Below are 15,384 nucleotides of genomic sequence, written 5' to 3'. Positions count from 1 at the left end.
GAAAAAGTTTTTTATTATATGCTTATGCTCTTTTTTTAGCTTAGCAAATTTTGCCCAGAAAGATACTGGTAAGGATCATTTTGAGATGAAAAAAATGATTCAAGACAATTTTGTATTTGCTGAAAAGCAGTATCAATATTTAGAAAAGGCAACACCATCTAATGAAATGCCTAAAACATTTGAGAACAATCGCAATGTTAGTTCTGATGTTTGGTGGTGGTGTAGCGGTTTTTATCCCGGGACTCTTTTGTATATCTATGAATACACCAAAAATCCATCGATTATGGAGGAAGCCAAGAAGAGACTCGCCATATTGGATACTGTAAAATACTATACAAAAAATCATGATTTAGGTTTTATGATGTTTTGCAGTTTTGGAAACGCCTATCGGTTGACAAAAAATTCAGCATACAAAAAAGTGATTCTTCAATCATCCAAGTCACTGGCAACACGTTACCGCCCGGATGCCAAAGTGATTCAGTCATGGGAGGTTACCGAGGGGGCTCTGAAACAAAAGGGTTTTGTAGGTCCTGTTATCATTGACAATATGATGAATCTCGAAATGTTGGAATGGGCAAGCCATAACAGTAGCGACAAAAGTTTTGCAAACATAGCCGAAACCCATGCCAATACGACGATTAAAAATCATTTCAGACCCGATTTCAGCAGTTATCATGTGCTGGATTATGATTTAAAAACAGGAGAAGTACGCAAGAAAGTTACCGCTCAAGGGTATTCTGATTCCAGTGCATGGAGCAGAGGCCAAGGATGGGCATTGTATGGTTACACCATGATGTACCGTTTTACAAAAAATCTCGATTACTTAAAACAAGCGCAAGGAATTGCTAAATTCATTTTGAACAATCCTAAATTACCGTCTGATAAGGTTCCATATTGGGATTTTGATACTCCAAATATTCAAAATGCTTTGCGAGATGTGTCGGCGGGATCCCTTTATGCTTCGGCTTTATTAGAATTGGGTCAATATACTTCAGGAAAAGAAAAACAGGATTATATTGATGTGGCCAAAACCATTTTGAAATCATTATCAACTCCAAAGTATAGAGCCGATTTAGGAACTAATGGAGGATATTTATTGAAGCACAGTGTTGGTTCTCTGCCTGGTAAAAGTGAAGTTGATGTTCCGCTTACGTATGCCGATTATTATTTTCTAGAAGCATTGTTGCGTTATCAAAAATGGTATTTATAATCGGTGTGGGATTATAAATCAAACACCTAGATTCGGAGTTGATTTCCAAATAAATCTAAATTTTATTCTTCTCAGGTTATTGTTTTTTATAGTGTAGATTTGTACTCCAAGTCTGCCATAGAGCTAGACTGTATAGCGTGTTTATGCCTTTTGTGCTAACACGCTATTTTTTTGTATTTACTTTTTGGATTCCTATTCATTATCAAAAATGGTTTTGTTTTTGAATAATGTAAAAACAATTTCTAGTATTGGGTCGCTATACATAATGGAGTTCACTACGATAAGAACGTCAGTCTTAATGAAAATAGCAGCATCTACGTTTTTTCTATATGCACAATCCTCAAACTTGTTTTTGTTGAAGGCATTTGCAATACTTACAGACCAAGTCTTTTTTTATGGAGCACTTGCAGCGCTACTTTCAGTATGACATGCAGCTATGTGCTGTGCTATCTTGGCTCATCAGCTATAAATTCAACAAGAGGTATTTCAGGAATAAGCTGAACAAGAAAAAAACTGCTCAGGATTTAGTGTGGATTCAGTGTTAAAATAGTGTTCAACGATTAGTTCAATCCATTGGGTGAAATTATTAAAACCGTCTTTGGTAGTATTTTTTGTGGAGTAAAACGGAATAAAAAATGTATCAAGAATCGTTTTTAATGAAATTTTTCTTGTTCACCATTCAATTTTCTATCGAAAATCAGTCGAACTGACAAAAAATTATCATCAAAAACGAATTCGCCCCAACTAGTTAGTTGACTAAAATAATCTTCTCATTTAAAATTTACTTACAAGGGCGTATCGAGAATATAAATATTGTGTTTTCGAACACTTTTTTTTTGATTGATTTCATGTAAATAAAATATAAAATAAGAAAGAATTTTTATAAAACAAAGTGTTTGGAATATAAAATACTGATTATCAATTGTTTGACTTTATTTTAGTTTTAAAAAAAAGACGTTTTATGCCCAAAAAAAGACGATTGTGCCCATTTTGAAATCAATATCAAGGTAGTTTTGAAAACAGCAAAAGGAACTATATCGATATCGGTATAATTAAAAATAATCGAGCATATAAAATTGTTTTGTGAATTGATTGTTGGCAATTGTATTTTTTGATTTGGTCTTTTAATAAATAATTAATCAGAATAATAATGAATGAAAAATAAACTTAAAAATTAACCTATGTAAAAAAAAACGAACCTATTAACCCAAACCGATTTTTTAATAAATAACTAAAACCAAAATTTATAATTATGAATAATTTAAATTTAAAATGCCAACCTTTTAATAAGGTTTTCAAACTTTTTCTTGTTGGTGTTTTTATGATAGTAGCACCCGTTTTTGCGCAGGAACGAAATAAAACGGTCACTGGTGTGATTACTGATGAACAAAAGTTACCATTGCCGGGAGTTTCTATAGCAATAAATGGTAGTGGAAACGGAACGCAATCGGACTTAGATGGTAAATTTAAAATCCAGGCTGCGACAGGAGATCAATTAGTATTTAGTTTTATTGGATTAGAAAATAAAACGATAACAGTTGGAAATACAACAGAATTACATATTGTTCTTCAGTCTTCCAGTATTGGATTGAAAGATGTTGTTGTAACCGCTTTGGGGATTACCAAAAACAAAAAGAACTTAACGTATTCTACTCAAGCTGTAGAAGTGAAAGATCTCACCAAAGCCAGAGAATTAAACGTAGCTAACTCACTTTCTGGTAAAGTAGCAGGTATTGAGATTACCCGTGGATCTTCTGGACTTGGCGGTTCTACAAGGGTTACACTACGTGGCGATCGTTCTATTAGCGGAAATAATCAAGCATTATTCGTAATCGATGGTGTTCCTCTTGATAATTCAGGTGGTGGTGGAACCACTTCAAGTGGGGGACGCGAGTATGGAGATGGTATATCAAGTGTTAACCCTGAAGATATTGAATCTATAAACGTTTTGAAAGGGGCTTCGGCTACTGCTCTTTACGGTAGTAGAGCTGCAAATGGAGCTGTTATTATTACGACCAAAAAAGGTGCTTCTAAAAAAGGTCTTGGAATTAATTATTCTTTCGGTTCACAACTGGACATGCCTAACCTGATGCAAGATTATCAAAATGAATATGGTCAGGGAAATAATGGTCTTTACAACAGATCTTCGGAACAAGGCTGGGGACCAAAATTAGACGGAAGACAAGTGGCAACATGGAGTAATGCGCCAGAAGATGCCGGAAAAACCTATGCTTTTGTTGCAAACCCAGACAATATTAAAAATTTCTATAGCCCAGGAACAAGTTTCGTAAATAGTCTTGCTCTAAATGGTGGGAACGAAACAACTCAAGGTTATTTCTCTTATACAAATACTAATGCCAAAGGAATTGTTGATAACAATACATTATTAAGAAACAATTTCAATGTAAGGCTGAACAGCAAGTTTGGACAAAGAATCTCTTTAGATACCAAGGTAACTTATTTGAATGAAGTAATAGACAATCGCCAGACCACTGGAGGAGATTTTTTGAATGTTAACCGTCAAATACTTAGAATGCCTAGTAATATTTCGCTAGAAGATGCTCAAAAATATTCTTATGTAAATTCTGCGGGTTCTATACGTCAAAACTATTGGAATCCAGGGACAAACGGGGGACAAAATCCATATTGGGGAAAAAATAATTATACTCCAGTTGATGAACGTAATCGTATAATAGGATTTGCAGCTTTAAATTACAAAATTATTCCAGAATTAAACTTCACTATCCGTACTGGTATGGACAGACATACAGATGATGTAGAAATAAAGATTCATACTGATACTTATACTGTTGCCCCAAAAGGGAATTACGTAATAGAGCACAGAGATATTATGGAATTAAATCATGATTTTCTTTTTAATTTTGATAAAAGAATTAATGATTTTAGTATCACTGCCAATGCAGGAGGGGGTGTTCAAAAAAACAAAGCTACAACCCTAATTACTAATAATGGCGGACTAGTAATTGAAAATCTTTTTACAACAGGTAATGCTGTCGCAGGTACTTTTTCCCGTGCTTTAAGTGAAAGAGAAAAACAATCTTTATATGCAACAACAGATCTAGGTTATAAAGACTTTATGACCCTGTCATTAACTGCTCGTAATGATTGGTCTTCGACTCTTCCAAAAGAGAATAACTCTTATTTCTTTGGTTCGGCTGGTTTGAATGTAATTCTTACTGAAGCTTTTAAATTGCCTTCCTTTATTAGTTTTGCAAAAATAAGAGGTTCGATTGCTCAAACAGGTAATGATGCCCCTCCGTATATTCTAAGTCAAACTTATACTAGTGGAGTTGGAGTACCTCCAAGTGGATTATTTGTCTTCCGTGATGGACTACTACCAATTGATGGATTAAAACCAGAAATTACAACATCCCAAGAAGCCGGTATCGATTTACGTGTTTTAGACAACCGAATTGGTGTTGAATTTACTTGGTTTAATGGAAATTCTAAAAACCAATTAGTGCAATTAACTATGCCAGCTGCATCAGGTTGGGGAGCACAATATATCAATGCGGGTAATGTTCAAAATAAAGGTATCGAATTTACTGTAAATGGTAAAATAATAAAAACAAATGACTTAAAATGGGATTTAACGGTGAATTATGCTGAAACCAAGAATAAAGTGATTGAGATTTCACCTACTTTAAATGAGTTTGTTTTAGGAAGTGATTTTATGAATACCGTAAAAGTTATTAAAGGAAAACCGTATGGAGAATTGTACACACGAGGGTTTGTTCGTGATGCATCAGGAAATATTATTGTGGATGCCAATGGTTTGCCAACTACCACTTCTGCTCAAAGTGTGTATGTAGGTAATACCAGACCAAAATGGACAGGAAGCGTTATGAATAAAGTTGCGTACAAAGATTTTTATTTAAGTTTTCTTGTGAGTGCGCGTATCGGTGGAGTGGTATCTTCATACACAAATGCTAATAATTATGGAGATGGTCTAGCAGCTGAAACTTTGGAAGGACGTGGTGGATTTGTTGTTGATGGTGTTTTTGCTGATGGTACAAAAAACAACAAATCGATTACAGCAGAACAATATTGGACAAAACTTGGAGGAAGAAATGCTCCTACAGGAGAAGTGTTTACTTATAGTGCTACCAATGTTCGTTTGCGCGAAGTAGTTTTAGGTTGGGATGTTCCAAAGTCATTTTTTTCGAAAACACCTATTCAAAGTGCTAATTTATCATTTTCGGGCAGAAACCTGTTTTTTATTAAAAACAATGCCAAAGGATTTGATCCTGAAGTATTGGCAGGTAATGCAAACAGTTCTGTAGGACTAGAATCTTTTGCTCCTCCAGTAAGCCGTTCATTTGGAGTAAATCTTAATTTAAGTTTTTAAAAAATAAACATCATGAAAAAAACAATAAAAAAAACCATTGTCTTTTTGGTTATTACAAGCCTTTTTGTTTCCTGTACAAAGGACTTTGAAGAACTTAACACAGATAAAACAAAACTTGTTGGGTTAGATGTTGCATCGTTAGAATATTCTTTCTCTGCTGCTGAAAATCGAGGGATATATTCGTATGCGGGTCAGTATCAATTAGGTCCCGGGCTCTTTTCAGATTTGCAGGCACAATATTTTGCGACAACGCAAAAAAACTTTGCATCTGATAGAAATGTAATGGTTGCGAACTGGTTAAATGCAGCATGGAACTTTTTTTATGCCGCTGCAAGTCCACAGATGGACGTTGTACTTGAGTACACAAAACCAGGGGGTAAATTGCAGGATCCAATGAAATACGCAATAGCCAAAATCTATAGAGTCAGTATGTACCTGCCTATCACTGACAACTGGGGAGCGATACCTTATTTTCAAGCGGGTAATGGAAAAAAAGAAGTGCTATATGACAGCCAAGAGGATATTTATAAAGATTTTTTAAAGACCCTAAAAGAGGCCACTGCAGTTTTAAGTGCTTATAATGGTACGGGGAAATTTTTCGAAAAAGGAGATATAATTTATGGAGGAAGTCCAGCAAAATGGTTAAAGTTTGGTAACTCTATGCGTTTGAGAGTTGCAATGCGTATTTCAAAGAAAGATCCGGCTCTGGCCAAAGCAGAAGCTGAAGCAGCAGTTGCAGCTCCTGGAGGTTTACTTATTTCTAACGCAGATAATGCCAATGTTTCAGTTTCTCCGATATATACAAATCCATTGGGAGGCTACGCAAACTTGGGGGAGTTTAGAATGAGTTCGTCTATGGAGAGTGTATTAAAAGGCTTTAACGATCCCCGCCTTCCAAAATTCTTTGCACCAGCCTTAAATGGAGGTGCTTATAAAGGAGTACGTAATGGAATGACGGTAACTCAAATGGCTGATCCGACAAACTCAATCAATGTTACTTCTGGAATTAATGCCACTAATGTAAGTAATTCTGTTACTGCAGCAAAAGACAATGAGGGTAAAACACCATGGACAATATTTACAGCTGCAGAAACTTATTTTTTACTTGCTGAAGGAGCACTAAACGGTTGGAATATGGGAGGAACAGCAGCTTCTTTTTATAATGCAGGTATTACGGCATCGCTTAATCAATGGAGTATTACTGGAGCTGAAGTTACAACTTATTTAGCTGGTACAAGTACGCCAATAGCATTGAATGACAGCTATAACACTCCTGCAATGACAGATATTCCTGTAGCATTTGCAGCAACACCGGATAAACAGCGTGAACAGATTGGTACTCAAAAATGGCTTGCCATATTTCCATACAGTTCTGAAGCATGGTCAGAAGTTCGACGTACTGGATTCCCTAAGCTTTATCCTCGATTAAATTCGGATAATTTAGACTCTCCGGCATCAGATCCGTTGAGTATACGAAGATTACCTTATCCTGCTATTGAAGCTGCTGTAAATGCAGGAGGTTTGGCTTCAGGAATTAGTAAATTAGGAGGTCCGGACAAATCTAGTACCAAACTTTGGTGGAACCCGTAGTTGATGTTCTAAAAACCATTTTGACTTCATTTTAGGAATCTAAATACTGAGCGCAACTGGGAACTAATTGTGGTTCTCAGTTGATGCACAGTGTAGATTTGATTACGCATAATGATGAATTTGATGTTCCGCTTACGTATGCTGATTGTTATTTTTTGAAAGCATTATTGTGTTATCAAAAAAGGTATGTATAGTATGAGGGAGACATAAATCGAATACATAGGAGCATAGATTTTTAGTTTATCAAAAGTTACATATGTCACTTGTGTGAAAAAATAAAAATCTGTTTTTGGTATGTTTTTGGTTTTGTTTTTTGGTTAACCCGTTGGGTGTAATTATTTAGAAAATAAAAAAATGCTATTTGTTCATTCCATCTCGTCTTTTGGGACGAGAGCGGTATCACATAAAAAATTGACAAGATGCGATTTGTCGTTCTTTAAAATGATAAAATCGATAAGACTTAACTATATAAATACACGTTTTAATAACTAAATTTAATTGCACTCAGCGAGTTTTTACCTCTATTAGGAAACATGCTATTAATCCGAACCGACTAAGATATTAATTGCTTGACGTTGCCGAAGGCAGCTTGATGAATCGATGTGCTGGTGGCGTGAAGAAAAAAATACCAATCATATTTTTAAAAAAAACCTGAATTAGTATGTTTAATTGTATTTCAGGTATTTAAATCAATAAATGAATTCAAGAGCAAATAAAAAAAGAAACAATGAAAATACATAAACGAGCAATTATTTGTCTAATTTTTGCTGCTTTTTTTGGGGTTAAGGCTTTTGGTGCCATCAAGCTTCCCTATTTATTTTCGGACAATATGGTATTACAGCAACAATCGCATCCGTTGATTTGGGGTTGGAGTACAGCAGGAGCTAAAGTAAACCTTGCCACATCCTGGAATAAAAAGCAGATTACGGTCACTGCCGATTCAAACGGAAAGTGGAAAGCAAATGTTACCACTCCAGTGGCGGGAGGTCCTTTTGAAATAAAAATAAGTGAACCCAACAACAGCGTTATTATTAAAAATGTTTTGATAGGCGAAGTTTGGCTTTGTAGTGGACAAAGCAATATGGAGATGCAAATGAAGGGCTACAAGGATCAACCTATTCTTGGCGCCAGCGATGCTGTTTTTGATGCTGCCAATGATAAAATTAGGTTGTATACTGTGCCAAGAGCAGTTGAGAGAGAGGCTCAGGATAACTCTGTTAAAGCGATATGGAATGAAGCTGAACCCGAATCGGTTTCCAATTTCAGTGCCGCAGCCTATTACTTTGGAAGATTATTGTATGCCAAGTTAAAAGTGCCAATTGGTCTTGTGTGTAACAGTTATGGTGGTACTCCGGTAGAAGGTTTTATGGATGAAGAAGCATTGAAGCCATTTCCAGAAATCACCTCTTTTCCTTCTAAAACAGATACTACGCAAAAGATCAATAATGGGAATGCAACAACGGTGTACAACGGTATGATGCATCTTTTTCTGGGTTATACCATCAAAGGCTGTATCTGGTATCAGGGAGAAAGCAATTCCGCAAAGCCGAAACAATATGAAACCTTGTTTCCTGCTTTTGTGAAAATGCTGAGAACAAAATCGAACGATAATAATCTTCCTTTTTATTATGTGCAAATCGCACCATTTAATTATGGTATTAAATCTCCAAATCTCAATTCAGCTTATTTGAGAGATGCACAGAGAAAAGCATTGGCAGTAATCCCCAACAGTGGTATGGCCGTGACAATGGATATTGGCAGTGAAAACTTCATTCATCCTTGGGATAAGGAAACGGTGGGCAAGAGATTGGGGTATATGGCATTGGCCCAAACCTATGGTCTTAAAGGATTTCCTTATGCCTCGCCTATGTATGAATCAGTGAGTTTTGCAGGGAATGTGGCTACTGTCCAATTTAGTAATACGACAAACGGTTTAACTTCTTATGGAAAGCCTTTAAGCTATTTTGAAATTGCAGGAGCCGATAAAGTTTTTTATCCAGCAAAAGCAGTAATCTCACAAGGAAAGTTACAGGTATCAGCTCCAGAGGTTTCCAACCCGGTAGCAGTGCGTTATGCTTTTAAAGATTTTGTCATGGGTGATTTGTTTAACACCGAAGGATTTCCTGCCAGCAGTTTTAGAACTGATGATTGGTAATAATCAAGTAATCTAACCTTAAAATAATTGTTTATAAAATAGGGCTTTTGGTAAAAGTAAAACCGGACGTTACATCTTTCTTTCGTCAAAAAAAAATGTTTTTATAGGCAATAGTATTACTTATCCGGGTTATTGTGTAACCTGAATAGATACTTGCCTTCATCTTTAATATTCTGAAAGATATTTTGAAATAATTAATATAGGCCTGTCCAGCGAAACTGTTTCTCGCTTGTCGGAGCCTAATCATGCGGGTTGAGGTAAATTTCTCCAGCCCGATTTGCGGGTGCGTCTGGATCGTATTTTAAAAAAATTAAAGACCGACTTCGTGTTTGCCTGTTATGGAATGAATGCAGGGCTTGCTTTACCTGAAGTAGAACAGCAATGTGCAGATATCGAAATGGAATTTAAGAAATGATATAAAATTATAGTAAAATGAGAATAAAAAGCTGTGAAATTACAAATACTGCTCAATGATATGAGTGTTTGAATAATTTCTAGAATGAATAAAATAGCCGTTGTTGGTAAATGTGAAAGAGGTGTAAATAGAATTATGCTAGTTTTTTTTTAACAGATTATTGAAACGGGTAGAATAGAAAAAAATAATAAAAAGTTAAAAATGAGCAATAAAAATTCGTTTTATAAGTGCATAGTTTGTTTGGCTATTATTTGCTGCACGCATTATATGTTTGCACAGACAAATAAAGTCAAGTCTGTCAATTTGGACCCTACACCTCAAAACAAAAATTATACCTATCAACATAATACAAATCCGGGATCACAGTGGTTTCCCGATGCAGGAATCGGAATGTTTATTCATTGGGGAATTTCATCTGTGAATGAACTTGATCTTTCCTGGCCTATGCGAGCGGGAACTCAGATTGGTTGGCGTAACCCTAAATTGAGCGATGAGGAGGTAAAAAAGATAATGGATTCCGGTAATTACATTGCCGGTCATGAATGCGAAAGTAAAAACAATTGTATTACCCCTAATGAGTATTTTGCATTAGCGAAAGATTTTAATCCTAAAAATTGTGATCCTGAAAAATGGGTTAAAGCAGCAAAAGATGCAGGAATGACTTATGCTGTTTTTACCGCAAAACATCATGATGGGTTCGCGATGTGGCCTAGTGCGTATGGAAATTTTAATACTAAAAATTATTTGGGGGGAAGAGATTTTGTGAAAGAATACGTAAATGCCTGTAGAAAATATGGTCTAAAGGTAGGATTATATTTTTCTCCTCCTGATTGGTATTTTGATGGCGATTTTCAAAACTTTATGTATTACGGTGTAGCACGTGATTATCATAACATTCCTGCCTTAGACAGAGACCTAAAACCAAGGACTGCAATAAAAACAAACGAAGAAAAACAGGCACATTATAATGAAGTAGCTCAGTTTATAAAAGGACAAATAGAAGAGCTATTAATCAATTATGGTAAAATAGATGTGCTATGGTTAGACACAGATGGTGTTACTGTAATTCCCAAAGACAATCCAGCTTGGGATAAATGTATCTCAATGGATCGAATTCGTCAATTACAGCCGGGAATTTTGATAACACCTAGATTGTATGGTGTTGGTGATTATAAAACGTATGAAAGCGATAAAAACATTCCAACTGAAATGCAAGATGGCTGGGCAGAATTTTGTACTACCATTGCTACAGATGAGACTTGGGGGTACACAAAGGTTCCGTTGAAATCAACAGCCCATGTGTTAAATAATATGATAAAGGCCAGAGTACTTAACACCAATTCACTATTAAATTTCGGGCCTGACAAAGAGGGGGATTTTAGCCCTGCTATGTATAAAAGTTTAGGAGAAATTTCTGCATGGATGAAGGTAAATGCTAAGTCAATCGTAGGTGCGAAGGCTATTTCGGGAACAGAAAAAGCTTCAGTTCCAGCAACTATGAATGCAAACCATAGGTATCTTTTCTTACTGTCAGAAGAAAAGGAATTACATAAGGACAAAAAAGTAATTTTTAAAACAAATGGGACAGTCAAAGCTGTGCGATTATCTGGTAGTAGAACAAAACTTAGATATGCGGTTCAACAAAATGAAATGATTATTTATGTGCCGGCTTTTTTAAGAACTTCTTTACCAGATGTAATTGACGTAGAATTAAAATAAAGGAGGATATTCATGAATGACGATGTTTTGACTTTCAGGAAAAGTAGAGGTAGAAATTTGTAGAGCTAAATGTAATAAGTAGCAAACGGAAAGTTTGAACTAACCTGGACAACATAAGGAGTTCCGTACACAGAAATCGAGGTTTTCATATTGTCTCTTCCTTTTTTGGGACTAAAATTGGGGAGCTTGTAATTTGCCTTAAAAAAATAGTTGATATGCAAAAAAAACATACCATTCGTGATATTGCTGAGATGGCAGGAGTCTCCACAGGGACCGTTGATAGAGTTATCCATAAGCGTGGTTATGTTTCTCAAGTTGCTTTTGAAAAAGTAAATAAGTTGTTGGATGAAATTAATTATCAACCCAACTTAATTGCTCGTAATTTAAGAAACAACAAAGTTTATCGTATTTGTGTTTTAATTCCTGATCCCAAAAAAGATGTCTATTGGAGTCCTTGCATTGATGGTATTGATAAAGTTATTAGTGAAATGGAAACCTTTGGGATAGATATTGAAATGTCATTTTTTGACCCCGAGAATTCCAAATCCTTTTCAGCTGGCAATTTAGCTATACAAGACACAATTCCTGATGCTGTTATATTAGTTCCTTTATTTCCTAAAGAAGCATTAATTGCAATCGAAAATTATAATGTGTTAGGTATAATGGTATCAACTTTCAATAATAGAATGGATTCTTCATTATTAAAGAATTTTGTTGGACAAGATTTGAATCAAAGTGGGAGAGTGGCTGCAAGATTATTGGAGAGTATTCTAAATAAAGACGGTGATATTGCAGTTATTCATCTGGGCCAAAAAGATAAAAACGATGTGCAAATTCAGGAAAAGGAAAATGGTTTTAGATACTATTTTAAAGAGTCAACCCATTTTAAAAATAATATTATAACCTGTAAATTAAAGCAACTCGACTTTGAAAATGAATTAAGTGTGTTTTTAAAGAATCATAAAAATTTGGCTGGAGTATTTATAACGACATCAAATGCTTATCAAGTTGTTGAGGTAATACAAAGTATAATTGACCGAAAAATAGTTGTTATAGGTTACGATTTACTGGAGGAAAATGTTAAGTATTTAAAAAACAAGGCTATAGATTTTTTAATCCACCAAAACCTGAAACAACAGGCTTATCTTTGTGTAAATACAATAGCGGAATATTTGCTTTTTGAAAAAAATATACCTGTTGAAACGTTTTTGCCGATAGATATTATTAATTCTGAAAATGTGAATATTTATTTAAGTGTTTGATGTTTCCATTTTTGAATAAAAGTACTTTAGAAACCATATTTTTTTGTTTTGTGAATTGATTGTTGGCAATTGTATTTTTTGATTTTGTCTTTATAATAAATAATGAACTGGATAATACTGCATGAAAAAATGAACCTAAAATTAATATATGTTAAACTAACAAAAAATAGAATAATACGTGGGGGAGGTACTTTTGTAAGAGTTCAATTTATAGCCCTTATTTTATTCAGTTGTTATAGTGCTCAATTAAAATCACAAAGTGTGCTTCCAAAATCGTATCAGGTAGTTTGGGAAACACCATCGAAAAATGCTTTAGGTTCTATGCCTTTATCTGGAAGAAAGGGAGCCGGTGCAAATGTATGGGTGCAGGATAATTCGGTATGGGTTTATCTTTCACATAATGGTGCTTATGACGAACAGGGCAGGCTTTTAAAACTAGGATGCCTTCGTATAACACCACAGGAAATTCATCTTGGTAAACCTGGTTTTAAGCAAATTCTTGATATTGAAACTGGTACTATTCGAATTTTGCAGGGTGATTTCAAGATGTCATTATGGTTTGCGGGTGAAACTCTTATTTACGAGGCATCGGCAAACCAACCTATTACTATGAAAGTGGCATACGGAAGCTGGCGTGAAAAACAAAAGGATAGTTTGCGTTTAGATATGAATCGCTTTACTACGGTTACTGCAGACAATATTGTACCACTAAGAAAGTCCTTGCTCTTTTATCACCGAAATGAAGATTTTTCTGTTGATATTATAAAGAAGGCTGGCTTGCAGGGTATTCCTGCCAATGCAGTTAACGACGCAACTACAAAAAGAATTTTTGGAGGAATTCTGTGTTTGGATAATGCTGTCGGGATGCCATTACCAGAGGAGGTACAATGGCAAAATTGGAAGGGTAAAGCATGGCACTATACAAGTATAAAAAGCAAGAAACATGTGGTAACACTGCATTTGGGGGGAAGCCTTAATTCAAATACAAAGCAATGGGAGCAACAGGCAAGTTCGTTATTGTCAGCGCCTAGTCGAACAAAGGCGAGGGAACTCGAATTGAAATACTGGAAACAATTTTGGAATCGTTCGCATGTAGTTATTAATCCAAATAAAACCTTAAAGGATACCGCTTTTGTTATTGGTCGCAATTATCAGTTGTTTCGCTATATGCTTGCCTGCAACAGGGATGGTGAATTGCCGTTGCTTTTCAATGGGGGTATATTTACTGTAGATAATTTTCCTGGAGGAATTACAGGTAATAATGGAGGTGACTTGCCCATTTATCAAAAAGGAGAAAGCACTCCGGATTTTCGCAGATGGATGTTTTGTTCTTTTATGTCGCAAAATCAGCGTTGGCTTGGTTGGCCTGCAATTGTAAATGGCGATATCGATTTGTTATCGCCTTCTATCTCTTTTTACCGTGATCGTTCAAAAACTGCGGCTGCCCGCGCAAAAACAATTAATGCTGCTGGAGTAGTTTATCCAGAGCCACTTGATATCTGGGGATTGTGCAGTTCGGGGGTTGCTCCGGGACCTGATGGTTTAACGACAGCCCCACATTTGAGATACCATTTCTCAATGATGTTAGAACATGCATGGATGGCATTACAAGCACATAACCAATTGGGTATTCCAATTAAAGATGATTTAAACTGGATTAAAGGGGTAGTGCTTTTTTATGATAGTTTTTATAGACAAGAGTATAAAAAAAGGACAGGACAGGAATTAAACGATAGCGGGAAACTTGTTATTTATCCTTCATGTGGACTGGAATTTCTAGAGGGAGCTACCAATCCTATTGAAGTAGTAAGTGGTCTTATCCGTATAACAGATGCTTTGATTACCCTTTCCGAAATAAATGCTGCTGACAAAAAAGAATTGCTTCGTATACAAGCTTCGTTACCTCCATTACCGGAGGGTATCAGGGATGGCAAAAGATCGCTTTTACCTGCGGTGAGTTGGGAAAAGGAATATAATATGTGGGAGCCCATTGAAATGTATGCTTATTGGCCTTACCGCATGGTTGGGGTAACAAAACCATCAACACTTTCCCTTGCCAGGGATACATGGTTGACGATACCTGAAAATAGAGCTAAATTCTGCAAACAGGATTACTCATGGATGGCAAATGTAGCCAATATGGCCGCCTTGGGATGGCCAGACGAAGCAAAAAAAAGAGCTATATATAAGTTGTCAAATATGGTTGCACCACAAGCACGTTTTTCTGCATTCTTCGGGCCGGGTCACGATTGGTTGCCCGATCATAACTGGGGTGGGGCTGGTCTTGTCGGAGTGCAGGAAATGTTGATGGCTGCAGACCCATATGGTGATGACAAAATTTACTTATTGCCAGCATGGCCAAAAGAATGGGATGTTGATTTTAAACTTTGTGCTCCACAAAATACTATTGTTGAAGTATCTGTGCGTAAAGGAAAAATTGTTTCATTGAATGTTAGTCCGAAATCTAGAGAAAAGGATGTGATAATTGCAGAGGGATTTCGGTAATTGATATTTTGCTTATCTTCTAATATGTAAATTCATATTAGTCTAGAAAAATAGTTGATTTTAATGATTAAATGAAAAAATGAATATAAAGTTTTTAGCTGTTTTAGGAATTGTATCAATGAATTGTTTTGGCTTTCTTCCAAATGAATATTCCAAAAA

The 15,384-nt window shown here is 35.7% G+C and carries 7 protein-coding genes; all 7 read left to right on the top strand.

Going from position 1 to position 15,384, the window contains the following annotated elements; translation table 11 throughout:
- Positions 1 to 94: 94 nt before the first annotated feature.
- The 7 genes from EM308_RS17735 (at position 95) to EM308_RS17700 (ending at position 15,225) form a co-directional block, all read left to right on the top strand.
- Positions 95 to 1,210, top strand: a complete 1,116-nt coding sequence (locus EM308_RS17735) for a glycoside hydrolase family 88 protein (RefSeq protein ID WP_231560031.1) — start codon at positions 95 to 97, stop codon at positions 1,208 to 1,210.
- 1,252 nt (positions 1,211 to 2,462) lie between these two features.
- Complete coding sequence (locus tag EM308_RS17725) at positions 2,463 to 5,579, top strand: SusC/RagA family TonB-linked outer membrane protein (protein WP_081907237.1); 3,117 nt, start codon at positions 2,463 to 2,465, stop codon at positions 5,577 to 5,579.
- A 12-nt stretch (positions 5,580 to 5,591) separates the two neighbouring features.
- A complete protein-coding gene (locus tag EM308_RS17720) occupies positions 5,592 to 7,169 on the top strand; it encodes a SusD/RagB family nutrient-binding outer membrane lipoprotein (protein ID WP_035635537.1) in 1,578 nt (525 codons plus the stop codon).
- 727 nt (positions 7,170 to 7,896) lie between these two features.
- Complete coding sequence (locus tag EM308_RS17715; protein WP_035635539.1) at positions 7,897 to 9,324, top strand: sialate O-acetylesterase; 1,428 nt, start codon at positions 7,897 to 7,899, stop codon at positions 9,322 to 9,324.
- A 616-nt stretch (positions 9,325 to 9,940) separates the two neighbouring features.
- Entirely contained in the window at positions 9,941 to 11,458 is a 1,518-nt protein-coding gene (locus tag EM308_RS17710; RefSeq protein WP_035635541.1) for an alpha-L-fucosidase, read from the top strand.
- A gap of 215 nt (positions 11,459 to 11,673) precedes the next feature.
- On the top strand, positions 11,674 to 12,720 hold the full coding sequence (locus tag EM308_RS17705; RefSeq protein WP_035635543.1) for a LacI family DNA-binding transcriptional regulator: 1,047 nt from the start codon (positions 11,674 to 11,676) through the stop codon (positions 12,718 to 12,720).
- A 102-nt stretch (positions 12,721 to 12,822) separates the two neighbouring features.
- A complete protein-coding gene (locus tag EM308_RS17700; RefSeq protein ID WP_035635545.1) occupies positions 12,823 to 15,225 on the top strand; it encodes a DUF5703 domain-containing protein in 2,403 nt (800 codons plus the stop codon).
- The last annotated feature ends 159 nt before the right edge of the window (positions 15,226 to 15,384 follow it).

This window comes from Flavobacterium gilvum (assembly GCF_001761465.1).
Lineage (GTDB): Bacteria > Bacteroidota > Bacteroidia > Flavobacteriales > Flavobacteriaceae > Flavobacterium > Flavobacterium gilvum.
This window is presented reverse-complemented; position numbering and strand designations above follow the sequence as displayed.